Source organism: Acinetobacter sp. AOR01_HL, from assembly GCF_027855455.1.
Taxonomy (GTDB): domain Bacteria; phylum Pseudomonadota; class Gammaproteobacteria; order Pseudomonadales; family Moraxellaceae; genus Acinetobacter; species Acinetobacter baumannii.
The window spans coordinates 26,629-51,823 of the sequence record NZ_JAKTIM010000057.1; the positions used below are offsets into that span (position 1 = coordinate 26,629).

Sequence of the window (25,195 nt, forward strand, 5' to 3'; positions counted from 1 at the left end):
AGCACTCATGCTATTAGCGTGAGTGCTTTTTTATTTTATACTTTTACTAAATTTTCTATTGATACTTCTCATGGCAAAAAACATCCGCCCTTATTTAGACCATCACCCACAAATTGATCCAAGCTGTTACATTGATGAAATGTCCGTGGTTGTAGGTGATGTTAAATTGGCCGAAAATGTTTCGGTGTGGCCTTTTGCAGTCATTCGCGGAGATGTAAACAGTATTCAAATTGGTAAAAACAGTAATGTACAAGATCATTGTATGCTACATGTCAGCCATAAAAATGATGCAAAACCTAATGGTTCACCTCTTATTATTGGTGAAGATGTGACAGTAGGCCATCATGTGACTTTACATGGCTGTACTATTGGTAACCGCGTACTAGTCGGAATCAATACGGTTATTTTAGATGATGTTGTTATTGAAGATGATGTGATGATTGGTGCGGGAAGCTTAGTTCCGCCTCGTAAAGTTTTAAAAAGTGGTTATCTTTATGTTGGAAGCCCTGTACAACAAGTACGTCCTCTAACCGAAAAAGAATTGGCATTTTTACCTTACTCAGCAAGACATTATGTAAAAGTGCAAAATAACCATAAAGATAATCAAATAAATTAAAACAAACCGAGTTTTTCAAACGATAGAGTTATTCGCATGCTCTATCGTTTGTAAGATGACCGTAGCCAAAAACCCCTAAATTTCGTATCATACGACTTTTAAATTCATGGTGCTTTTTTATGGCCGCATGGACTCCTCATGTCACTGTCGCTACAGTCGTAGAAAAAGATGGACGCTATCTTTTTGTCGAAGAACATAGCGAAGGTTTTGTACACACAGTGTTTAATCAACCTGCTGGTCATGTGGAATGTGGTGAAACACTAACAGAAGCGGCGATCCGTGAAACGCTTGAAGAAACAGGACATCATATAGATATAGATGCCCTACTTGGTATTTATACTTATACCCCCCCTATGTTTCCGGACCGTACTTATTATCGCTTCTGCTTTTTAGCGCATGTGACCCACGTCGAAAGCGACCCAAAACTTGATACAGGTATTGTTTCTGCTGTCTGGATGACTCTAGATGAACTTAAAGAATCTGCCCGTGCACGTAGTCCTCTTGTCATTAAAGCCATTGAAGACGCCATGAAAGGACAACATTATCCTTTAGCTCTTATTTATGAGCACCCTTTCTCTCCCTCATTAACTTCTCATTTGGATGCCTAGTCCTATGCAACAACGTGTCATCGTCGGTATGTCTGGTGGCGTAGATTCCTCTGTTTCTGCGGCGCTCTTACTTCAACAGGGTTATCAAGTTGAAGGCCTTTTCATGAAAAACTGGGAGGAAGATGACGGCACGGAATACTGTACGGCAATGGAAGATTTAGCCGATGCTCAAGCAGTCGCAGACAAAATCGGTATTAAACTTCATACTGCAAACTTTGCTATGGAATATTGGGACCGCGTATTCGAACACTTCTTGGCTGAATATGCAGCCGGTCGCACTCCAAATCCAGATATCTTATGTAATAAAGAAATTAAGTTTCGCGCATTTTTAGATCATGCCATGACCTTAGGTGCAGATTTTATTGCAACAGGTCATTATGCTCGTCGTGCTGAAACTGCTTATAACTCTAAAGGTGAAGCCTATGCACCTTTATTACGTGGTTTAGATAAGAATAAAGACCAAACTTATTTCTTACATGCAGTACATGGCCGTGAAATTAATAAAACCCTTTTCCCGGTAGGTGAAATTGAAAAACCGGACGTTCGTAGAATTGCCGAAGAACTAGACTTAGCAACTGCGAAGAAAAAAGATTCAACTGGTATATGTTTTATCGGTGAACGTCGCTTTAATGACTTCCTTAAACAATATTTACCCGCTCAACCAGGTAAAATTGTACTTGATAACGGCAAAGAAGTTGGTGAACATCACGGTCTGATGTACTATACGCTCGGTCAACGTGGCGGTATCGGCCTAGGCGGTATGAAAGGTGCATCAGAAGGTGCATGGTTTGTACTTCATAAAGATGTTGCCAATAACCGTTTAGTGGTCGGCCAAGGACATGATCACCCACTTATGCAAAGTACACAGCTTTGGAGTGAGGCCATTGACTGGGTAGCAGGCGAGCAAAATATTCCGGCTGAAGGATTACGTTGCACCGCTAAAACACGCTATCGCCAGCCTGATCAAGCTTGTACAGTGTTTATTGATGAAAATAGTGAGCATGGTGTTCGTGTTGAGTTTGATGAACCTCAACGTGCAGTTACACCAGGCCAAAGTGTTGTATTTTATTCGGATGAAGTTTGCCTAGGCGGGGGTGTTATTCACCATACAAACGCCCCTACACCAAATTTTATTTAAGGGAATGAATGGCATGCTGGAGTTACCCTTTCAACAATCACAAGCCTTGAATGTTCGCCAAAACCGTGCCCTTGCCTTGGCTGGGGTATTTCAAGCGACCCAGCTTACGCATATGACTGCCATGACAGGTCAGCAAAGTATTGGTGAAAGTGGTAACTTTTATTTTGAGTTATTAATAAAGGCGAGTTTAAATATTCGCCCTACAACAAATAATAATACTGTTCAGACGTTGGATTTTTTTAATCAATTGGCTGATATTTCGTTGGGTCTTAAAACTCTTGAAAATTGTATTACCCAGCCTTTTACCAATGCGCCTAAGTCTCGCTTACCAAAAATGCGTAGTGCAAAACTTCCAATGTCTTATGCGATGTCACTTTTGCAGTTAGAGAAAAAGGTCTATAGCAATCCTGAATATGTGGCGATTATTGAAAAAGCGCAGCAGAAGATTTTAAAACAGCTTTCTTTTTTTGATAATAACTATTTACACCCAAGTATTTTAGCCAATTTGGCGCAAACCTATGTTGATACTGCCGGACAGATTAATCCACGCATTCTTGTTCGTGGTAATGCTGAGGCATTTAAAGATACCAACCATACTAACCGTATTCGTGCTTGTCTGTTTACGGGGCTACAAATGGCCCATTTATGGCGACAACTCGGCGGTAGTTCATGGAACATGATTTTTAGCAAACGTAAATTGCTACAGGATATTCAAGCACTTGCTCGTTTACAGTACCAAGTTATCTAAGGCTGTAACGAGATTATTTTTGTTTTATGTTTATTCCAGCATTAAGGAATCGTTATGAACGCTTTAACCGCACTATCACCATTAGATGGACGTTATGCCAGCAAATGTGATGCGCTACGCCCTTTTCTTTCTGAGTTTGGTTTAATTCATGCTCGTGTCACTGTGGAAGTGCGTTGGTTACAAGCGCTTTCTAACCGTCCGGAAATTGTTGAAGTTGCTCCTTTCTCAGCTGAAACAAATGCAGCTCTAGATGCAATCGTAAGCAACTTCTCTGAAGAAGATGCGAACCGCATTAAAGAAATTGAACGCACAACTAACCATGACGTAAAAGCAGTTGAATACTTCTTGAAAGAGAAAATTGCAAGTATTGCTGAATTACAAAATGCGGGTGAGTTCATTCACTTTGCTTGTACATCAGAAGACATCAATAACTTGTCTCATGCACTTATGCTTAAAAACGGTCGTGAAGTTTTAGTATCAAGCATGAAGCAAATTTTAAATGCAATCTCTGCTTTAGCTACAACTCATGCTGAACAACCGATGTTGTCTCGTACACATGGTCAAACTGCTAGCCCAACAACTTTGGGTAAAGAAATGGCGAACGTTGCATATCGTTTAGCTCGCCAAATCAAACAATTTGAAAATGTTGAATTATTAGGCAAAATCAATGGTGCAGTAGGTAACTACAATGCTCACCTTTCTGCTTATCCAAATGTGGATTGGCCAGCGCATTCACAAGCTTTTGTTGAATCTTTAGGTTTAACATTTAATCCATATACAACTCAAATCGAGCCACATGACTACATGGCTGAGTTATTTGATGCGTTACGTCGTTTCAATACAATTTTGATCGACTTTAACCGTGACGTATGGGGTTATATCTCTTTAGGTTACTTCAAGCAAAAACTTAAAGAAGGTGAAGTTGGCTCATCAACTATGCCACATAAAGTTAACCCAATCGACTTTGAAAACTCTGAAGGTAACTTAGGCATTGCAAATGCAGTGTTGGCTCACTTAGGCGAAAAATTACCAATTTCTCGCTGGCAGCGTGACTTAACTGACTCAACTGTACTGCGTAACATGGGTGTTGGTTTTGCTCAAAGCTTAATTGCTTTTGATGCTTGCTTAAAAGGTATTGGTAAACTTGAACTCAATGCAAACCGCTTAAATGAAGATCTTGACCAAGCTCAAGAAGTTCTTGCAGAGCCAATTCAAACAGTTATGCGTCGTTATAACGTTGAAAAACCATATGAGAAGTTAAAAGCATTAACTCGTGGTCAAGCAATGACGCGTAACATGATGGTTGACTTCGTAAATGGTAACGAACTTGCTCAAGTACCAAGTGAAGAGCGTGCTCGCTTAGCTGAGCTTACACCTGCAACTTACACAGGTAATGCTGCTGAACAAGCTAAACAAATTAACGAATTAATTAGCAAAATCTAATTAAAAAAGTTATAAAAAGCGAAGCTTAGGCTTCGCTTTTTTATTACACTCATACAAATCAGAATAAAGACTTATTTATAAAATGATCGAAAAAGAATTCAAAGTTAAACACTATATTGCACTTGGCCTGCTTTTTATTGCCATTATCATTTCAGGTATTCAACCACTTGAGTTTGAGGCTTATTTGCTTCATCAAGCTGGCACTGTTTTTATGGTGATTCTGCTTTTTATTATTTTCAAAAAAATTGGACTCGATTTCTTAAGTTTTACTTTTTATCTACTGTTTTTATTAATCCATATTATTGGTGCTCACTATCTCTACTCCTACGTTCCATACAATGACTGGATACAACAGGTGTTCCATTTCAACCTAGATCAATATATGGGCTGGTCCCGCAATATGTATGATCGTTTAGTTCATCTTGCCTATGGTGTTTTGCTCTATCCTCTTATTTATCGTGTATTCCAAGTATGGTTACCCACTGCACGTCCTTTTTCTTTATTCTTACTTGTAGTCCAGTTTGTGATGGCGTCTAGTGTCTTTTATGAACTGATCGAATGGGCAATTGCAATCGGGCTATCACCTGAACAAGCTGAAAATTATAATGGGCAACAAGGTGATATGTGGGATGCACATAAAGACATGTTACTCGCTACAATTGGCGCAATCCTCTATGGGCTAATCGCTCTTCTCACAACACCAAAAAATCAAACAATAAATTAAAATTAAAAAAGCGCTCATTGAGCGCTTTTTACATGTTGTCTCAAATACCCTAAACAACTGGATAAGTTTGATCTAAAAGGTTTTGTAAAACCGAAGAAGTTGTATCAGGTAAAGGATGATCAGGATTTGATGTTGTCTGACCAACTGATGCATTTACTTCGATTGGCTCAGATGCCTGAGTCGTTTTTAACGCTGTTGATGAGAGAAGCTTTGCGATTGGGTCTGATTCACTAGCCGTAGAACTTTTTAATAAATCATCTAAAGGAACCGATTTCTGCGGGTTATTCATCTCAGTTGTTGTACTTTGCGCTGCCTTTAAAGTATGCAATCCGACACTATCTGCCAAAGATGGCCCTTCTGTACTTAAAGTATCTACTAAAGTTTCAGACAGGCTCGCAGCTTTCGGTGCAACTACATAAAAGGTAAATGGAGAACTTGCCTCACTGGTAAGGCCTGCCGCATCAGTTTGAGTCAAAGTAATAGTATGCTTACCAAGAGCTAAGTCTTTATCAAATGTAAATGACCAAGATCTACCACTTGTTACCGTCACAACTCCAATTGCAACACCATTATCATAAATCGTAAGAGTTGCATTTGCTTCACCTGAGCCTGTAAGTTTTGGTCTAGCATCGTCAGTTTCAGAACCAGCCGTTATAGCTCCTTTAACAGCGCCTACATCATCATCTACGCTATTTAATATAGGTTTTGCTGGTGGTGTTGTATCTTTTGTACCTACAATATCAACAACTTCAGACTTATTTCCAGCATTATCTATAGCTGATACCGAAGCATGTTTATTATCCGTTAAAGCTGGTGAAATAGAAATTGTAAATTTTCCATTCGCATCCGCTGTTCCACTACCAATTACCTTCCCTGTTGTATCTTTAATTTCAATTTTGGCATTGGCCTCAGCCGTACCGGTTACAGAAGTACCATCTGTATTAATTTGAACAGTCGGTTTATCTGGTGCAATCGAGTCAAAGCCTGGCGTAATTTCAACTGGTTTAGATACATTACCAGCAGCATCTTCCACAACCACTGTGCCCTTTTGCGCCTCTTTTAAAGCAGGTGAAAGTGTAATTTGAAATTCACCTTGAGTATCGGCGGTCCCACTTCCAATCACTTTACCATCGGCATCTTTTATTTGAACTTTTGCATTTGCTTCAGTTTTACCATGTATTACCGACCCTTCTTTATTTACTTCAACAAAAGGAGATGCTGGCGGTATGGTATCTTTACCCGCAATAATTTTAACTTCCTCAGATTTGTTACCCGCAGCATCTTCGGCAACCACTTTACCGCCCGCTTCACTGGTTAATGGTGGAGTAAGTTTTAAAGAATAAATACCATCTTTATTTGCAAAAACAGTTCCTAATACTTTGCCAGTGGCATCATAAACAGTGATTTTTGCATTTGCTTCTGCTTTACCTGTCACTAAGGAACCATCATCACTCAATTGAGCTTGTGGAACATCTGGGGCAATTGTATCTTTTGTTCCTGTTACCACAGTAACTTTAGAATTATTTCCAGCCGCATCTTGGGCAATAACATTTAATTTATCCCCATTCACTAACGGCTTATCTAATTTAATCGTGTAATTTCCGCTCGCATCAGCAACACCTGAGGCCACTGTATTACCTGCTGCATCTTTAATGTAGATTTTCGCATTTGCTTCAGTTTTGCCAGTCACTGTCACAGTATCATCAGCAAGCGTAGCTGTAGGAGCAGCAGGTGCTATTAAATCGGGAGTACTGGGTGAATCATCTTTATCATCTTTATCAAATGCCCAAAGATATAAACCTTCAGCGGCTAAAACTGCTAAGCCTGCTTTTAGTACATTACCCATCGAAAAGCTTGGATCATTATCAACAGCCATTGTTGCAGTTGAAGGGCTGGTACTGGTATAGGCCAAATCCGTAACATGATTTAAGCCTCTATAATCTATAACCTTACCTTGAGCATCAAATTGTGCTTCAACAAATTTTCCTTGTTCAGTTGGAAAAACGAGTGAATGCTCTGTTGTATTCGTTGCTTCATTAAAGAAATTTTCTAAGACAATTGTTTCTCCATTTTTTAAATGGATGACTAGACTTCCACCCTGCTTTTCCATCGATGCGATATCTTTTTGACTTACACCAATTTGAATAATAGTAGGTTGGTTTAAAACCACCTTATTGAGCTGACCATCTTGCAGAACGTCCAAACCCTCTTTGGATGCTACAATTATTCTTGTCATTATTTCCTGTCCTAAATTTCAGTTATATTTTTAAATGTTTATCTTTTAAATGGATCATCTAAAAGCTATTTTATTGTTGCCTAAAATATCAAAATCACTTATTTATCACAATTCAATAAGTATATTTATCAACAATTTTTTTTGAATCTTTATTCAATATCTATTTTTTATAAAAATGAATGGGCATTCCGGCAATTCAAACTAAATTCTTTTAGTCTTTCGCATAAAAAAGAGCACCCCTAAAAGGCACTCTTTAATTTGAAAATATATCTTAATTAAAATTTAGTATCGCGCATTTGGACTAAGGTTGAATTCGCTTTTGCTAAAGTATCAGCCACTTTATTCATTACAACCGGAATCAGGCTATCTGCCATTTGAGCTGCTTGCAAACCTAATTTTTCACCCAAAGTTGCTTTTTTACGGGTATTAATTACATATACGTCATGCTGAGGTAACAATGCTAATAGATACTCATCAGAAGTTTGTAGTTTATCTACAAGGTTTAAATCAAGTGCATCTTGACCATACCAATGTTCACCTGTAGCAACCTTGTCCACATTAAGCTGTGGACGATATTTCTCTACAAAGTGCTTAAACAACACATGCGTTTGTTGTAGCTCTTCTTCAAACTTCGCCTTACCTTCAGGAGTATTCTCACCAAACATGGTGACAGTACGTTTATATTGCCCTGCTGTGTAAAGTTCGAAGTCCACGTTATGTTCTTTTAAAAGACGATTAAAATTTGGTACCTGAGCCACAACACCAATCGAACCCACAACAGCAAACGGTGCAGAAATAATTTCATTTGCAATACAAGCCATCATGTAGCCGCCACTTGCCGCAACCTTATCGACACAAATCGTTAAATGAAAACCTGCGTCACGCAAACGAACCAATTGAGCTGCCGCCAATCCATATCCATGAACCATACCACCCGGACTTTCAAGACGTACCACAACACGGTCACGTCCAGCTTTAGCCGTTGCTAAAATAAGAGTGATTTCTTCACGAAGATTTTCAACCGCAGATGCCTGAATGTCACCTTTAAAATCTAAAACAAAAATTTTCTGGTTGTTCTTACGGCGAATTTTAGCTTCTTTTGCAAGTTGTTGAGCCAATTGTAAAAGCTCTAAACGACTTGCTGTGGTTTGTGCAATTTTTTTTCTCTGTTCATTTACACGTGCATTTAAATGACTAACACGTATTTCCGCAGGGAGTTTAGGCAAATGGAATAACATAAAATTCTATGCTCATAAGTTTGTCTTTATAGCCTTAAGATGTGGTTCTTTTGATTAAAATTCAATAGCGATTTTGCAAAATAGAGTCATTTTCATTTATTAAATAAAAAAAGAGCACTAGGCTCTTTTTCTTTTACAACGATCAATTAACCAAAACGGCCAGTAATGTACGCTTCTGTCAATTGATGGTCAGGCTGAGTAAATACTTTCTCTGTAGAGTTTACTTCAATCAAATCACCTAAATGGAAGTAAGCAGTACGGTCTGAAACACGTGCTGCTTGTTGCATCGAGTGCGTTACAATAACGATTGTGTATTGATCAGAAAGTTCAGAAATCAACTCTTCCACTTTCGCCGTTGCGATTGGGTCAAGCGCAGAACAAGGTTCATCCATCAAGATCACTTCTGGACTTACTGCAATTGTACGTGCAATACATAAACGTTGTTGCTGACCACCAGATAAGCCAGTACCCGGTTGGTTTAAACGATCCTTCACTTCTTCCCATAGACCTGCTTTACGCAAGCTATTTTCAACAATTTCTTCCAGGTCATATTTGTCACGTGCTAAACCGTGTAGCTTCGGACCATATGCCACGTTATCAAAAATAGATTTAGGAAATGGATTTGGCTTTTGGAACACCATACCAACTTGTGCACGCAGTAATACAACATCCAGATTTGGATCATAGATATTTTTGTTATCTAAAGTGATCTTACCTGTCACACGACAGCCATCAATCGTGTCGTTCATACGGTTTAAAGTACGCAGGAAAGTCGATTTACCGCAGCCAGATGGCCCAATAAAAGCAATTACTTCATTTTGATAAATATCTAAATCAATGCCTTTAATCGCTTCAAAGTCACCATAATAAACATGGGCATCTTGTGCACTGATCTTGATTTCGGTTGAGTTTGGCTTTTTTGAAGCATGTGGTTCAAAATGCGAAACGTACGAAGTGCCATGATGCAGTTGTGTATCTGTAAGTTGAGATTGTTCAGTATTCACTAACTTATCCTTTTCTAAGGAATTCGTAATATCAATAGTATTCATGATTTATCCTCTATTACCAACGCACTTCGAACTTTTTACGTAACCAAATTGCAAGGCTGTTTAAACCAATCATTAATGCAAGAAGTACGATAATCGCAGCAGCAGTACGGCCTTCGAAGAAGTTACGCAACTCATTACCCTGCCATAGATAAACTTGGACAGGTAAAGCAGTTGCTTGATCAAATGGGGTGGTTGGAACACTTGCAACGAATGCACTCATCCCGATTAAAAGTAGAGGTGCAGTTTCACCGAGTGCGTGTGCAACACCAATAATTGCACCCGTCATGATGCCGGGCAATGCTAACGGTAAAACATGATGGAAAACGGTTTGTACTTTAGACGCACCTAAACCTAGGGCAGCTTGTCGAATTGAAGGTGGCACAGCCTTTAAAGAAGCACGTGTTGTAATAATGACTGTTGGTAGTGTCATTAAACTTAATACTAAACCACCGACAAAAGGAGCTGACAACGGTAAATGCATCCAACCAATAAATATTGCAGCGCCCAACAAACCAAACACGATTGAAGGTACAGCAGCAAGGTTATTAATGTTGACTTCAATAATGTCTGTAATGACATTCTTTGGAGCAAACTCTTCAAGATAGATTGCGCTGGCAACACCGATTGGAATTGAAATAATGATCACAATCAGCATCATGAATAATGAACCCATGAATGCGCCTGCAAGACCACTAATCGCTGGTGAACTACGAGAGTCAGGATTCTTAAATAAAGTCGTATTAAAGGTATTTTCAAGTACACCTTTTGCTTTAAGGTCATCTGCCAGCTTGCGGATTTCCGGATCAAGTTGCTGCTGGTCATCTGGTAATGAGCGGTCAATATTACCCTTCAGCCATACATCTACATTGGCATCACCCAAGAAAGTTAGGTTCTCTTTTTTCCCAATGAGTGATGGGTCAGCAAACACCATATCACGTAAGCGATAAGCTTCAGAACTTGCATAAAGGCTACTTAAATAATCGCGTTGTGATGCAAGTGAAGGATCTTTAGCAATCATGCCATTTACGATCAGGCTATCCCAATCGACCATACCCATTTTCGTTTGCCAATCGACATAACGCTCTTGGTAATGTGCAGGTGTTTCACCTTGTGTACGTACCGGCACTGGACCTGCATCAATTACTTTAGGATCGAAGTAGACTGGTACATTCATACTGGTTTGCCAGAATGCTGGTAAACCTTTTGCCAAAATACTGCCAAACAGTAGCGCAACGAATGCAAGGCCAATAACAACTGCTGACAAACCTGCAAAGCGGAAAGCTTTTTCTTTGCGGTGACGTTTAGCCAATGATTTTTCAATCACTTTTTTACGGCGATCACGTGCCTGAGCAGCGGCTTGTGGATCAAATACGTTCTGATCCATAGGAGACGATGTATTTGATGTACTCATTCGTATTGCTCACGGTATTTACGCACAATGTACAGTGCAACAATGTTTAATCCTAAAGTGATCACAAAGAGTGTTAAACCCAGTGCAAATGCCACCAAGGCCTGTGGGCTCGCAAAATCAGTATCACCCGTTAACTGTTTTACAATGGTTACGGTAACTGTCGAAACAGCTTCAAACGGATTTGCATGTAGAAGTGGGCTGTTCCCTGCTGCCAAAACCACAATCATGGTTTCCCCTACGGCACGCGAAACAGCCAATAAAAATGCCCCTGTAATACCCGGTAAAGCTGCCGGTAAAACTACTTGGCGAATCGTTTCTGATTTGGTTGCGCCCAGTCCTAACGAACCATCACGAAGTGCGCGAGGAACTTGAGTAATAATGTCATCAGACAAAGATGAAACGAATGGGATAATCATAATTCCCATTACGAAACCGGCAGTCAAAGCACTGGTTGCATTAATTTCAATACCGACATACGCACCAGCAGCTTTAAAGAATGGCCCAATAATCATCATGGCAAAAACACCATAAACAATTGTTGGAATACCCGCTAAAACTTCAATGGTAGGTTTTGCCCATGAGCGTAACCACGGCGAAGCATACTCAGCTAAATAAATAGCAATCATTAAGCCAACAGGTACAGCAACTAATAAGGCAATACCACTGACCATGAGCGTGCCCCATAGTAATGGTAATAAACCATAACTACCTTCTGCATTACCTGAAGTACTAAAGCCAGGGTTCCATTCTGTACCAAAGAAAAAGTCGATTGGACTTACAAAATGGAAGAAGTGCATTGCCTCACCAAACATCGACATTACAATGCCGATCGTGGTTAAAATTGCAACGCCAGAACATAAGATCAAACCAACATTAATTGCACGCTCAACTTGGTTACGTGCGCGATATTCTTGGCTGATTTTTTTCTTTGCCCACACTAAGCCCAACAAAGCGGCACAGACAACAACAGCAAATTTGGCAAAAGAGCCAATGGTTTGAAATTTTGCATATTGCTGAGCAGCAGCCAACTCATAAGCCGTTGGATGATCACTTACCCCAAAACCAGAAGCGATCGCTTGAACTCGATCAACAAGTACACTTCTTGCTGCTTCATCTAGAGAAGCTGTCACAGAAGCAGGTACGTTGTTAAAAATAATATGATTTAAAATACTTGGCTCAACCAAGTTCCAAATGATCAAAATTAAAAAAGCAGGGATACCGCACCAAAGCCCAACCAGTGCGCCATAATAACCAGGACGAGAATGTAATGTCGCCGAGTTGCTTCCCTTACCTGCTAGGTGGCGGCTCTTTCTCAGCCCAAGTTGATATGCAATTGCCACAAGGGCTAACAACACACCGATAAGTAGCAGATTCATGTATTCTCCACTGTTTTCTCAATTGTCATAATTTGGGAAAAACGTGTTAGACAAAAAGGCTGATGATCGCTTGAGATCACCAGCCCCTATTCAAACCAACTTATTTAACAGTTTTACCTGCTTTAAAGTCAGCTAAAACTTTAGCGCGTTCTGCATCAGACATCGCGATTAAACCATCACGCTCAGCTTTAGAACCTTTACCAGTCGCTTTTTTGCTTAGGAAGTATTCTACGTATTGTGGTAAACCTTTAACTGATTTTAAGTGCTCGCCTTTTACATAGAAGTATAGTGGACGAGATACAGGGTATGTACCATTTAACACAGTTTTCTCAGAAGGAACTACGTTGTTTACTGTCGCTACACGTAACTTGTCACGGTTCATGTCATAGAAACTTAAACCAAATACGCCTACTGCACTTGGAGAAGTTTTTAAGCGAGCTAGAGTTTCTGTATAGTCACCAGCAATTTCAATTACACGACCGTCTTTACGGAAAGTAGAACATGCTTTCTTTTGAGCGTCTTTGTCTAGGCTCTTGAAGTATTCATACGCTTCGCAACCAGCTTCAACCATTTTCTCTTGGAAAACTTCACGCGTACCGTGGTTAGACGCAGGAATAACAAGCGTAATAGGCTCATTAGGAAGTGATTTGTCAATTTGGTTCCAGTTTGTATAAGGGTTTGGAACCAATTTACCTTTTGAAGGTAACTGTGCAGCTAAAGCAGCAAACACATGGTAAGGTTTTAATTTATAAGCTGCTTTGCTTGAGCTAGACGCAAATACAATACCGTCATAACCAATTTTGATTTCTTGAATTTGTTTTACACCAGCTTTGTTACAAGCTTCGATTTCAGTGCTTTTAATTTTACGAGAAGCGTTTGCAACGTCGATTGTGTTGTCACCAACACCTTGACAGAACTGTTTTAAACCAGCAGAAGAACCACCAGAACCTACAACAGGAGTTTTAAATTGAGGGAATGTATTACCAAACTCTTCAGCTACAACGCTGGCAAATGGTAATACAGTTGAAGAACCAGCAATTTGAATCGTATCACGAGCTGCATTTGCAGTCGTTGTTACAGCGGCCCCAGTTACTGCTAATGCAATTGCGATTTGACGTGGATTTAAGCGCATTCTGTTCTCTCTCATTAATGCAATAGGTTGTACGTCACTTTTTGTTGAGTGCTTGTACGCTCTTCGATAGCTGCATTGTGAATAGAAAATATGACAAATAAGTTACAGTATTATGACGCTTTCATGATTTTTATAATGTTCATTGTCACATTTTTAAATCTATTTTATATCAAATATTTAAGATAATTTTATAAGTGCTTTGATATTTAGATTTAATGGGAAATATGACAAACGTTCAAAATGATAAAATTATAATTATGCTTAAATTATAAAAACTTAAGTAATTTAATGAATTGATGTTACAAAATTATTTTATTGACACAATTCTCAATTTTTTACGTGACACCTTTATTTTTAAAAAATTATTTCGCCCGAACATGAAAATATTATGACAAAACAAAAACGGTTACCTGCCTTACGTCAGATAACCGCAATATCACTGTAAATTTAGCTTATTAGTTTGATTGTACTTCCGGCATTGCGACCATTTTTTTACGATACTTAAAGAAATACATAATCGCTAAAACAGCAAGCCAGATTGGCCCCAAAATAACAGCGAGCCTCATATCTGGTGTCATCGCCATAATAATGAGAATGAAACATACAAAGCTAATAGTTAAATAATTACTCCATGGGCTCATAATGCTTTGGAATTTGGTTTGACGCTTTTGCAATTTCATTGCTTTGGTAAATTTCAAATGCGTGACTGAGATCATAAGCCAGTTAATAACAAGCGCAGCCACAACCAACATCATAAAGAGCTGAAAAGCTTGACCTGGAATTAAATAATTGACCACTACACAGACTGCTGTAATTGAAGCAGACACAATTGCAGCAGGGACCGGAATACCGCGGCTGTTCACTTTTTTCAAAATTGCTGGCGCATTGCCTTGCTCTGCTAAACCATGCAACATACGACTATTACAGTAAATACAACTGTTATAAACCGAAATAGCAGCAATTAAGACCACAAAGTTCAGAACATTCGCAACGCCATTACTATTGAGGGACTGGAAAATTAAGACAAACGGGCTACCGCCTTCTGCCACCATATTCCATGGATAAAGACATAAAAGAATACCGATTGCACCGATATAAAAAATCAGGATGCGATAAACAATCTGGTTTACTGCCTTTGGAATTGTTGTTTCAGGTTTTTTCGTTTCAGCTGCTGCAATACCGATAAGCTCTAGACCACCGAATGCAAACATAATGACAGCCAAAGCCATAATAAAGCCATGAATACCATGCGGGAAGAAACCACCGTGTTGCCATAAATTTGCAACACCCGCTTGCGGACCTGCTGAGCCTGAAAGTAAAAGATAAGCACCGAAGCCAATCATACTTAAAATCGCAACAATTTTAATGCAGGAAAATAAGAACTCCGATTCCCCAAAAAAGCGGACATTTACCAAGTTAATGCCGTTAATTAAAATAAAGAAAAATAAAGCAGTGAGCCATGTCGGAATTTCTGGCCACCAAAACTGAATAAAAGTACCGATTGCACTCAGTTCAGCCATACTCACCAGTACATACAAAACCCAGTAGTTCCAGCCAGACATAAAACCAGCCATTTTGCCCCAGTATTTGTTCGCAAAATAACTAAAAGAACCACTGACCGGTTCTTCAACAACCATTTCACCTAAATGACGCATAATCAAAAAGGCAATAATTCCTGCAATTGCATATCCCAATAAAATTGAAGGACCTGCCAGTTTAATTGTTTGTGATAGACCTAAGAATAACCCTGTTCCGATCGCCCCTCCGAGTGCGATGAGTTGAATATGCCGATTGGATAAGCCTTGTTTTAACTCGTGCTTATTGTTTACATCCATAACATTATCTCCAATGTTGGTGTCACTTCCTGTACACCTTTATTCAGCACCATATCCGAAGACCAGAAACCGACCTTCGGACATAAGTTGCTTTAGTATGAGTCCATTTAATTTTTGAGAAGACGTGTCCTATCTTCTATTTAAAAAGAGATTGCATCCTTACATTTAACGGGTTGGGAACGCTCCTTTAAAATTTCGTAGCCGCGATCACCGTAGTCAAAACGTGCAATCACAGAAGCAAATTTTTTCAAACTCACTGGCGCATCCATTGCTGGTAGTTTCAATTCAATGAAAGTTAACTGATCATTTTGCTGAACATTATCTAAAACGCTCTTCAGTTGGCCAGCAGTCTCAACCACGTAAGTGGTATGGCCTTTTTTACCGTTAAATACCGCTGGAATTTCAGTGTATTTCCAGTTTTGCACGTCGTTATAGGCAGCGTTTTCACCCATAATTAAACGTTCAATGGTGTAGCCGCCATTGTTCAACAAGAAAATAATTGGTTTTAAACCATGGCGGATAATCGTAGAGAGTTCTTGTACCGTAAGCTGGAACGAACCGTCACCAATAAACAAAATTTGACGACGCTCAGGAGCAGCTAACAAACTACCAAGCAAAGCTGGCAAGGTATAACCAATAGAACCCCAAAGCGGCTGCGCAATATATTTAGCTGTAGCAGGAAGTTTGATACCAGACAAAGCAGAGTTTGATGTTCCTACCTCACCAATAATTACATCATCTTCTTTTAAGAACCCTGAAATATAATTCCAAAGCACATCTTGGCTAAGCTTCTGTTGAGCTGGCGCTTCAATTACTTTCTGAGGTTGTTTTTCAAGAAGAGGTATTGACGATTTACGTGGTGCAACTTTTTTATTTAGCTCGACAAGTAATTGCCCAATTTCTATACCCGGAAAATCCTGACCAAAAATATTTAAGCCGTAAGATTTAATTTCGATATAGTTCTTGGTCTCAATTTGATGCGTAAATACAGCTGAGCCTACATCGGTAAAGCGCGCGCCAACACCAATTAAACAGTCAGATTGTTCAATGATATTTTTTACATGCGGTTGGCTTGCTCCACCCACATAAGTTCCGATATAACGAGGTGAACCTTCATCCATAATATTTTTTGCAGTATTCATACCTGCAAATGGAATTGAGCATTTCTGAGACAAATCATTTAAAAGTGAAGTTACGCCAAAAACTGAGGCTTCATTATCAATTAAAAGCGCTGGACTTTGAGCATTCTCAATAATGTCACAAAGTTTACTTACCACACTTTGCAATAATTCAGGTTCAACAGCTGGGTAGCTTAGGTCGAGCGGACGCTCAGACACTTCAATTTTAACGTGAGTAATATCACCAGGTAGTTGGATGTGTACAGGACGGCGTTCAAGGAAACACTGACGCAATACACGGTCAATTTCAGAAGCTGCATTTGCAGGAGTTAAACGAGTTTGGGCAACTGTGAACTCTTTCATACAGTTCATAATGTTGTCGTAGTTACCATCAACTAACGTATGATGTATGAGAGTACCCTTTTGAACTGCATGTAAAGGTGGAATACCTGAGATATGAATAAGAGGTACATTTTCTGCATAGGCACCTGCAATACCATTAATGGCACTTAAGTCACCTACACCATAAGTGGTTGCCAAGGCAGAAAAACCGTTAATTCGTGCATAACCGTCTGCTGCATAGGCAGCATTTAATTCATTACAATTTCCAATAAATTCGAGTTGTGGGTCTGCTTCAACTTGTTCTAGATATGAGAGGTTAAAATCACCAGGTACACCAAAAAGATGTTGGATACCCATGTGTTTTAGACGAAGATTTAAAAATTCACCAATTTCTATGAACATTGCTCTATATCCTTTGAGACCAATTTTTATTCCATAGAAAAATAATATTTCATCTATCTTTTAGATTTCGTGCATAATGAAAACGCATTTTAATAAAAACACATGATTTGTGTATCATAAAAGGATTTTATGCAATGGATAAGTTCGACTGGCAAATCATTCAGGCACTACAAAAGAATGGAAGACTCACCAATCAGGAAATTGGAGATTTAATCGGTTTATCTGCTTCTCAATGTTCAAGACGACGTCAATTGCTTGAACAAAAAGGCGTGATCCTCGGTTATACGGCACGTATCCTGCAACAGGCGCTAGGGCTGGAAGTTACAGCGATGATTCACATAAACTTAAGAACACACGAGGCGAAATCACAGCAAGCTTTCCAAGAGCTGATCGAAGCTGAAGATAACATTCAGGATGCTTTTTCAATTAGTGGTGATGCTGATTTTATTTTAAAAGTCGTTGCTGAAAATTTAGAACAGCTTTCACAATTTGTAACTGAAAGGTTACTTTCTTATAATTTTATAGGTCACATAAAGTCTTACATTGTTCTGAAAAAAATTAAAGAACAGAATCATTTTTTAATCAAGCCTAAAAGCATGAGCTATCATCACTCTCAATAAAGTAACTCAGCTTTTCACTCTTAAAAGTGAAAATAAAAAGGCGGATACTAAATCCGCCTTAAAATTAATATTTAGATTTTACTAATATGGACCGTTTGTCCAATCGTATTTTCAAGCAAACCTTCCAAGCCAAATTCAGCACCTAAACCAGACATTTTCCAGCCGCCAAAAGGCGCATGAGGAAGAACTTCTGCATGGGTATTAATCCAAACAGTACCACATTGAAGCTGACTAGCGTAAGTCTGAGCGGCTTTAATATCAGAAGACCAAATTGAGCCACCTAAACCAAACTCACTATCATTGGCACGAGCAATAGCATCGTTGATATCTGTATATTTTAAAACAGGCAACACAGGGCCAAACTGTTCTTCTTGTACCACGCGGCAAGAGTCAGAAACTTCAGTCAAAATAGTTGGCGCAATAAAGTAGCCCTGCTCTGGAACTTGTTGTTGTCCAGACAGTGCTTTTGCACCTTTTCCAATCGCTTCAGCAATAAGAGCTTTTACCTTGTTATATTGCATTTGGTTTTGTACTGGACCAAATGTTGTAGAAGACGCCATACCATCACCCACAACTTGAGCGTTGGCAATATCAGCTAACTTTTGAGATAAAGCTTCATATTGGCTTTCATGCACATATAAACGCTTTAATGCCGCACATGTTTGACCAGCATTCAAGAACGCCATATTAAAAATCTTAGCAGCAATTTCATCGATATTTGTATCTGGTAATACAATACCAGCATCATTACCACCAAGCTCTAAAGTTAAGTGTTTTAGCTGCTGAGCTGCACCAGCCATAATGTGCTGCCCTGTTCGAGTTGATCCCGTAAACACGACTTTTTGCACATCTGGATGAGAAGATAATGCTTCACCAATCTCACCAGCACCAACCACAATTGAGATCACACCTGCCGGAACTTCTTGCTGAATGATTTCACATAAACGTAAAGTCGATAATGGTGTGTATTCCGAAGGTTTGCTAATGACAACGTTACCTGCACGTAAAGCAGGCATGATATGCCAAACCGCAATCATGAGTGGCCAGTTCCATGGCGTAATTGAAGCCACTACACCCAATGGTTGGCGATGGCGCTCAATACGCTTAGTTTCACTGTCTTCAATTACTTCTACCGGTAAATCCATAGAAGCCGCATAACGCGTCCAGCCAATTGCACCTTGCACTTCCATTTGTGCCAGTGCGAGTGGTTTACCTTGTTCAAGCACCACCAGCTCTGCAAGCATTTCAGCGTGCTTTTCAATACCGTCTGCAATCTTGTTTAAAATTGTTTTACGCTCATCATGCGAGACAAGCTGCCAAGCTTTAGAAGCCTGTTTAGCTGCACTAACAGCTTGATTCACTTGTGCAACTGATGCTTTTGCACAACGTACAGCAGTTAAGCCTGTAGCAGGGTTAATAATTTCCAGTTCACCTTGTTCACCTGAACAAAGTTGACCGCCAATAATAAGTTTAAATTCATTAAGCATATTCGCTTGTTGCATTTCTTCTTCCTTGTCTTAATTGTAATTACGACTTCTTACTTTATGTAGTATGGTTTAAAGCAAGTGCCGTATTGATATATCAATGCGACCAAAAAATCGGGAACATACCAATACAATAAGAAATTTGCTCACCATAAATCATGCATAATTATTTTTGTTTTTTGAAAATATGCATGTTTTGTGCATATACCCTTCTTCTGATACACACTTTTAATAAAAATAATATGTAATAAAAAAGCCCGGCAATAAACCGAGCTTTTTGGGGTATCAACTCAATTAGTCGATTGGTGGTACGTAGTTACCAGAAGCAATCGCATCTTTAATGCGTTCAGCTTCAGCCAATACTTGAGCTAAAAGGTTCTTAACGTTGTCGACAGTTACTACAGGGCTTAATGTTGTCATCTTCAATGACTGTACATTACCAACTTTTGTTACACCGATATTTGCTTCACCACGTGCAAACAATTCATCTGCTACGTTTTGGTTCAAGCTATCGATAAACTCAACTGGGTAACCTTCCGGAACAACACGGAACAATACCGAAGCAAATTGTGGTTCAACTAAAAGCTCTAAACCATCAGTTGCCTTGATGTAATCTGCAACTTCACGAGTCAGTTTTACACCATGGTCAATCATTGAACCATATAGCTCTTCGCCGAGTGATTCAATGGTCATCCACAATTTTAAAGCATCAAAACGACGAGTCGTTTGTAATGATTTAGACACAAGGTTAGGTACGCCATGCTCTTCATCATAAGCAGAGTTCAAGTACTCAGCTTCGTAGTGCATGAAACGATAGTTCGCTTCATCTTTCAACAAGAACGCGCCACAGCTAATGCTTTGGAAATAATGCTTATGGAAGTCGAGGGTAATCGAGTCAGACAACTCAATACCATCAAGCATTGCACGATAGTCATTTGACAAGATCAGTGCACCGCCCCATGCAGCATCGATATGCATCCATGAACCATACTTATTAGTAATTTCACGGATTTTTTTCAATGGATCAATTGCACCAGCATCAGTTGTACCCGCTGTCGCAACGACACAAGCAACCACTTTACCTTCAGACTGAAGATGCGCCATTGTTTTTTCAAGAGCATCAACATCCATCTGTGCATTTTCATTCACAGGAACAGTCACAACTGACTGGAAGCCCATGCCCATCATTGCCATGTTCTTTTGCACAGAGAAGTGAGCATTTTCAGAACAAATGACTTTGACGTTTTTCATTGCTTCAGCTGGAATACCATCACGCTGTACAGACCATGGGTTACCATTTTCGTCTTTCCAGTTTTTCGCAATGCACCAGTCACGAGCAAGTAATACACCCATCAAGTTAGATTGAGTACCGCCAGAAGTGAAAACACCTGCCTGACCAGAACCGTAACCTACTTTTTGACGCAACCAATCAATAAGCTGCACTTCCATTAATGAACCTGCCGGGCTTTGATCCCATGAGTCCATAGACTGGTTAGTTGCATTGATTAACACTTCCGCGATCTGGCTCATCACCATGGTTGGGCAGTGTAAATGTGCTAATGAATGTGGATGGTGTACTTTCAAGCTTTTATTCAAGAAAAGCTCAATCATACGTTGAAGAGATTGTTGTACACCCATACCTTCTTTTGAAGGTTGGAAAGAAATTGCTGAACGCAACTCTTTAATGCTACCGCCTGTGTACATTTTTTCATTTTGCAACCATGCTGAAACGGCTTTTACCGCTTCGCCCATTGCTGACTCATAGTCAGCAATGGATTGTGCATCATTGCAGAGTAACGCTTTACGATGTTCTGCAAAATCCACCATACTTACGCGCCTCGCACTGCAACCAATGCTTCTGCAACTGCTTTCTTAAAGCGAGCAATTACTTCTACACACTCTTCTTGAGTAATGATGAGTGGGCAAAGTAAACGAATTACTGTACCGTTACGACCACCTTTTTCAAGCAATAACTTGTTGTTAAAGCAAGCAGTCTGGATCGCAGCCGCTAACTGAGAGTCAGCAGGGTGAGAACCGATACGGTCAGCAGGTTTACGCTCGTCAACGATTTCAACACCAATCATTAAACCGCGGCCACGTACGTTACCGATACATGGAAATTCAGTAGCTAATTTTTTCAATTCAGCTTGTAAGAATTCACCACGCTCTTGTGCATTTTGAGCAAGGTTTTGTTCCTTGATCGTTTCTAATACAACAAGACCTGTACCCATAGCAAGTTGGTTACCACGGAAAGTACCAGTGTGGCCAGCAGGCTGCCAAGCATCAAATTTACGCTTAATACCTAATACTGCAAGTGGTAAACCACCACCTACTGCTTTAGACATTACAACGACATCAGGTTCAATACCGGCATGTTCAAATGCAAACATTTTGCCTGAACGAGCAAAGCCTGCTTGAACTTCGTCTAAGATTAAAACGATGTTGTGCTTTTCAGTCACTTCACGGATTTTTTGCAACCATTTTACTGGAGCTGTAACAACACCGCCTTCACCTTGAATTGCTTCAAGAATAACAGCAGCTGGCTTAGTTACACCGCTTTCAACATCTTCAATAAAGTTTTCGAAATAGTAAGTTAAAGCGTCAACACCAGCTTCACCACCTAAACCAAGTGGGCAGCGATATTCATGCGGATATGGCATGAATTGTACGCCTGGCATTAAGCCATTCACTGCATTTTTTGCACTTAAGTTACCAGTCATTGCAAGTGAACCATGAGTCATACCATGGTAACCACCAGAGAAACTGATCACTGAGCTACGGCCAGTGTAAGTTTTAGCAAGTTTAATTGCTGCCTCAGTCGCATCTGCACCAGAAGGACCACAGAACTGTAAGCAATATTCTTCTTTACCACCTGGTAAATATGCTAACAACGCTTCAGTAAACGCATCTTTTAAAGGTGTGGTTAAGTCTAAAGTATGCAATGGCAAACCACTTGCCAATGTGTCTTGAATACTTTGAATCACCGCAGGATGATTATGACCTAAAGCCAATGTACCTGCCCCAGCTAAACAATCAAGGTACTGTGTACCTTCAACATCAGTAACCCAGCAACCTTGTGCTTTCGCTATCGCTAACGGTAATTTACGTGGATAGCTACGAACATTCGATTCCATTTGACTTTGGCGAGTCAAATAATATTCGTTGGTAGCATTAGTGGCAGGGTTGACAGAAGTAACGCTCATATCGGATTACCATCTCTGATAAGGGTAGAAAGAAATAAGTCTGGTGACTTTTGGTCCTTTGACTCGGTGCTTTATAGAACTAGCGAAGACACATATTTTATATCTTGTAACTAGGAGCGCGATGATACCTAATTTTGCAAGAAAAAAAACGTCTTTTGTGTACTTTACTCATCTAATCTTATTGAAAAATTGTATTATCCCAATAGTTATGATGAATTATCATCATACTATGTGACAACCTAAAGAAAATATTCTTTTTTTATATTCGTGTGATTTTTTAAGTTACATTGAAACACTTTAATTCTAAGTTTTTTATTTTTAAAGAATTTATTCTTACCAAAAATTAAAAAACTTGATTTAAATATTACAAATACCCCACAAAATCTGCAAAAGTTATGCATAACTTATGTTTAACATTTCTTAATGAAAAAAATTAAATTTATATTAATTTTTAAAGGATAAATTTATGCGTACTTTAGCAATATCTACTCTTCTCCTTGGTACGGTACTCAGCCCTATGGTTTTTGCCCAAGATGATAATGCCCTTCACTACAATATTGTAAATGTTCAAGCAGAAGCTTCTCGCCAAGTTTCAAACGATGAAATGCATGCAACTTTATATATTGAAAAAAGCAATAAGCAGCCTGCAGAACTTTCAAACCAAATTAACCAGTTAATGAACCAAGCACTCGCAACTTCGCGTAAATACCCACAAGTGAAAGTGGAAACTGGTGCCCAAAGCACTTATCCAATTTATGACAATGACAGTAATAAATTAAAAGAATGGCGTGGCCGCGCGGAAATTCGTCTAGAAAGTAAAGATTTCAAAGCTGCTAGCCAATTAATTAATGAGTTACAACAAAGCTTTCAAACTCAATCCATTAATTTTAGCGTTTCAGATGAGCAACGTAAAAAAGTTGAGAATGAATTAATGGTAGAAGCATCTAAAAACTTTCAACAGCGTGCTCAAATGCTGACTCAAGCATGGAATAAAAGCCAATATTCTTTGGTCACTCTAAACCTGAACACGAATAACTATTTTCCTCAACCTGTAATGCGTGCCAGCCTAGCTAAGTTCGCTGCTGCTGAAGCGGCACCAGCTCAAGACATGGCTGCTGGTGAATCTAAAATTACTGTAAATGCAAACGGTTCAATCCAGTTTAAATAATTGTCCAACTTTATGGGGTCAGATCACTTCATGCGGTTTTTTATTGCTCGCTATTAATGTTCTAAACGCAAATCCTGTAATGAATTCCAAGCTGCTTTTGCCAGAATTTCTCTATAGTCTTTGGGGTCAGCTTTTACACGTTGTGATAACCACGCACGGCAATAGCTCTCTGTAGAACCAATCACTAATGAAAGCAAAAGTTCATGTGGAATTAAACTAAATGCTTTAAATTCTTCAAAGTTTGAAATCAAGCTAAATATCTTTTGGTTTCTACTCTTATTTTTTTGTGCAAGTTGCTGCTGTTCCTCCCCCTCTATAATGTTAAAACGTGCAGTAATTAAGAATTTTGCAAATTCCGGTTGCTCACTTACCCAGTCCACATAACTATAAATTAGAGCTTCTACAACATCTTTTAATGTTTTGGACTGTTTTAAATATTCATCTCTCAGAGCTGTTTGATCATCTAAAGCTGAAAAAAATAAGGCCGCAACTATACCCTCTTTATTTTTAAAATGATGATAAATCGCCCCAACGCTACTTTCTGATTTGGCACGAATCATTTCAATACTAGTCGTTTCAATGCCCTGCTCTAAAAAACAGCCTAAAGCATCTAATAATATTTGTCGTTTTAAAGCAGCTCTTCTTCCAGGATATAAGCGTTTTAATAAATTTTGAGCAGATGCCATTTTGTATTCTCTGACCAGTCATCGGAGATATTTTGAATGACTTGACGCATATTTGTAAACAGAACTATATTCTTAAACAGAATAATATTCTGTATTTTTTAAAATTAAAGGAATTCAAATTATGGCAACCACATTAGAGCTCTGGAATAAAGTAACTGCTTTTCCTAAAGGCAAGTGGACTTTCTCTCGTATGCTGTGCTTAAAAGCACCTTATTTCGGCAGTATTTCCCCTCTTTTTATTGAGTTAAAACCGAATTATTGTGAAATTTCTATTAAGAAGAAGCGTTCTGTGCTTAACCACATTGGAACAGTCCATGCGATTGCGATGTGTAATATGGCTGAACTGGCGGGTGGAACAATGACAGAAGTTACTGTCCCGTCTACCCATCGCTGGATTCCAAAAGGAATGACTGTTGAATATTTGAAAAAAGCTGAAACAGACTTAATTGCAATTGCTACACCAGTGGAAGCTGATTATAACTGGGAAAAATCTGGAGAATATTTAGTCAACGTAGATGTTTACGACACTCACAAAGATAAAGTATTTCATGCCACAATTACCATGTGGATTTCTAAAAAGAAATAAAAAAAGCCCTGAATTCTCAGGGCTCTTTTATC

The 25,195-nt window shown here is 39.1% G+C and carries 21 protein-coding genes; 9 read left to right on the forward strand and 12 right to left on the reverse strand.

Features of this window, described 5'->3' with window-relative positions:
• Window positions 1-70: 70 nt before the first annotated feature.
• The 6 genes from MKL62_RS17895 (at window position 71) to MKL62_RS17920 (ending at window position 5,277) form a co-directional block, all read left to right on the forward strand.
• Window positions 71-616, forward strand: coding sequence for a gamma carbonic anhydrase family protein (locus tag MKL62_RS17895; protein ID WP_001107199.1), 546 nt, complete (start codon window positions 71-73; stop codon window positions 614-616).
• A 119-nt stretch (window positions 617-735) separates the two neighbouring features.
• On the forward strand, window positions 736-1,224 hold the full coding sequence (locus MKL62_RS17900) for an NUDIX hydrolase (protein WP_000741964.1): 489 nt from the start codon (window positions 736-738) through the stop codon (window positions 1,222-1,224).
• Between the two features lie 4 nt (window positions 1,225-1,228).
• Entirely contained in the window at window positions 1,229-2,362 is a 1,134-nt protein-coding gene (gene mnmA, locus MKL62_RS17905; RefSeq protein ID WP_005128167.1) for a tRNA 2-thiouridine(34) synthase MnmA, read from the forward strand.
• 13 nt (window positions 2,363-2,375) lie between these two features.
• The gene (gene hflD / locus MKL62_RS17910; RefSeq protein WP_005128166.1) at window positions 2,376-3,110 is read left to right on the forward strand and encodes a high frequency lysogenization protein HflD; all 735 of its coding nucleotides are present in this window, start codon (window positions 2,376-2,378) and stop codon (window positions 3,108-3,110) included.
• Window positions 3,111-3,164: 54 nt separating this feature from the next.
• Window positions 3,165-4,553, forward strand: a complete 1,389-nt coding sequence (gene purB, locus MKL62_RS17915) for an adenylosuccinate lyase (protein ID WP_005128165.1) — start codon at window positions 3,165-3,167, stop codon at window positions 4,551-4,553.
• Window positions 4,554-4,635: 82 nt separating this feature from the next.
• A complete protein-coding gene (locus tag MKL62_RS17920; RefSeq protein ID WP_000570321.1) occupies window positions 4,636-5,277 on the forward strand; it encodes a DUF2238 domain-containing protein in 642 nt (213 codons plus the stop codon).
• Window positions 5,278-5,326: 49 nt separating this feature from the next.
• Here the strand turns inward: MKL62_RS17920 and blp2 are convergent, their stop codons facing one another.
• The 8 genes from blp2 to MKL62_RS17960 form a co-directional block, all read right to left on the reverse strand.
• On the reverse strand, window positions 5,327-7,513 hold the full coding sequence (gene blp2, locus MKL62_RS17925) for an Ig-like repeat protein Blp2 (protein ID WP_005128164.1): 2,187 nt from the start codon (window positions 7,511-7,513) through the stop codon (window positions 5,327-5,329).
• Window positions 7,514-7,788: 275 nt separating this feature from the next.
• Complete coding sequence (gene sohB, locus MKL62_RS17930; protein WP_005128163.1) at window positions 7,789-8,751, reverse strand: protease SohB; 963 nt, start codon at window positions 8,749-8,751, stop codon at window positions 7,789-7,791.
• 146 nt (window positions 8,752-8,897) lie between these two features.
• On the reverse strand, window positions 8,898-9,800 hold the full coding sequence (gene pstB / locus MKL62_RS17935; protein WP_001091973.1) for a phosphate ABC transporter ATP-binding protein PstB: 903 nt from the start codon (window positions 9,798-9,800) through the stop codon (window positions 8,898-8,900).
• Window positions 9,801-9,813: 13 nt separating this feature from the next.
• A complete protein-coding gene (gene pstA, locus MKL62_RS17940; protein ID WP_000107954.1) occupies window positions 9,814-11,211 on the reverse strand; it encodes a phosphate ABC transporter permease PstA in 1,398 nt (465 codons plus the stop codon).
• Window positions 11,208-12,587 (reverse strand): phosphate ABC transporter permease subunit PstC, encoded by a 1,380-nt coding sequence (pstC, locus tag MKL62_RS17945; protein ID WP_001050725.1) that lies wholly within the window; start codon window positions 12,585-12,587, stop codon window positions 11,208-11,210. Before pstC ends, pstA begins: the two co-directional genes overlap by 4 nt.
• Before the next feature lie 100 nt (window positions 12,588-12,687).
• Window positions 12,688-13,719 carry a substrate-binding domain-containing protein gene (locus MKL62_RS17950; RefSeq protein WP_001238909.1) on the reverse strand — a complete coding sequence of 344 codons (1,032 nt, stop codon included), beginning with the start codon at window positions 13,717-13,719 and terminating at the stop codon, window positions 12,688-12,690.
• Between the two features lie 455 nt (window positions 13,720-14,174).
• A complete protein-coding gene (locus MKL62_RS17955) occupies window positions 14,175-15,554 on the reverse strand; it encodes an amino acid permease (RefSeq protein ID WP_000383014.1) in 1,380 nt (459 codons plus the stop codon).
• A 140-nt stretch (window positions 15,555-15,694) separates the two neighbouring features.
• A complete protein-coding gene (locus MKL62_RS17960; protein WP_005128162.1) occupies window positions 15,695-17,416 on the reverse strand; it encodes an alpha-keto acid decarboxylase family protein in 1,722 nt (573 codons plus the stop codon).
• 134 nt (window positions 17,417-17,550) lie between these two features.
• Between MKL62_RS17960 and MKL62_RS17965 the strand changes: the two genes are divergently transcribed.
• The gene (locus MKL62_RS17965; RefSeq protein WP_270899797.1) at window positions 17,551-18,036 is read left to right on the forward strand and encodes an Lrp/AsnC family transcriptional regulator; all 486 of its coding nucleotides are present in this window, start codon (window positions 17,551-17,553) and stop codon (window positions 18,034-18,036) included.
• 71 nt (window positions 18,037-18,107) lie between these two features.
• On the opposite strand, the gene MKL62_RS17970 is transcribed toward MKL62_RS17965, so the two are convergent.
• The 3 genes from MKL62_RS17970 to MKL62_RS17980 form a co-directional block, all read right to left on the reverse strand.
• Window positions 18,108-19,538 carry an aldehyde dehydrogenase family protein gene (locus tag MKL62_RS17970; RefSeq protein WP_005128161.1) on the reverse strand — a complete coding sequence of 477 codons (1,431 nt, stop codon included), beginning with the start codon at window positions 19,536-19,538 and terminating at the stop codon, window positions 18,108-18,110.
• Window positions 19,539-19,814: 276 nt separating this feature from the next.
• On the reverse strand, window positions 19,815-21,347 hold the full coding sequence (locus MKL62_RS17975; protein ID WP_000227392.1) for a pyridoxal phosphate-dependent decarboxylase family protein: 1,533 nt from the start codon (window positions 21,345-21,347) through the stop codon (window positions 19,815-19,817).
• Window positions 21,348-21,349: 2 nt separating this feature from the next.
• Window positions 21,350-22,723: a diaminobutyrate--2-oxoglutarate transaminase gene (locus tag MKL62_RS17980; RefSeq protein WP_000117540.1), complete on the reverse strand. Its 1,374-nt coding sequence runs from the start codon at window positions 22,721-22,723 to the stop codon at window positions 21,350-21,352.
• A gap of 466 nt (window positions 22,724-23,189) precedes the next feature.
• On the opposite strand from MKL62_RS17980, the gene MKL62_RS17985 reads away from it, so the two are divergent.
• Window positions 23,190-23,891, forward strand: a complete 702-nt coding sequence (locus MKL62_RS17985) for an SIMPL domain-containing protein (RefSeq protein ID WP_001259423.1) — start codon at window positions 23,190-23,192, stop codon at window positions 23,889-23,891.
• Between the two features lie 53 nt (window positions 23,892-23,944).
• Here the strand turns inward: MKL62_RS17985 and MKL62_RS17990 are convergent, their stop codons facing one another.
• Window positions 23,945-24,577 (reverse strand): TetR/AcrR family transcriptional regulator, encoded by a 633-nt coding sequence (locus MKL62_RS17990; RefSeq protein WP_005128159.1) that lies wholly within the window; start codon window positions 24,575-24,577, stop codon window positions 23,945-23,947.
• 121 nt (window positions 24,578-24,698) lie between these two features.
• Between MKL62_RS17990 and MKL62_RS17995 the strand changes: the two genes are divergently transcribed.
• A complete protein-coding gene (locus tag MKL62_RS17995) occupies window positions 24,699-25,163 on the forward strand; it encodes a hotdog fold domain-containing protein (protein ID WP_000246247.1) in 465 nt (154 codons plus the stop codon).
• Window positions 25,164-25,195 lie beyond the last annotated feature (32 nt).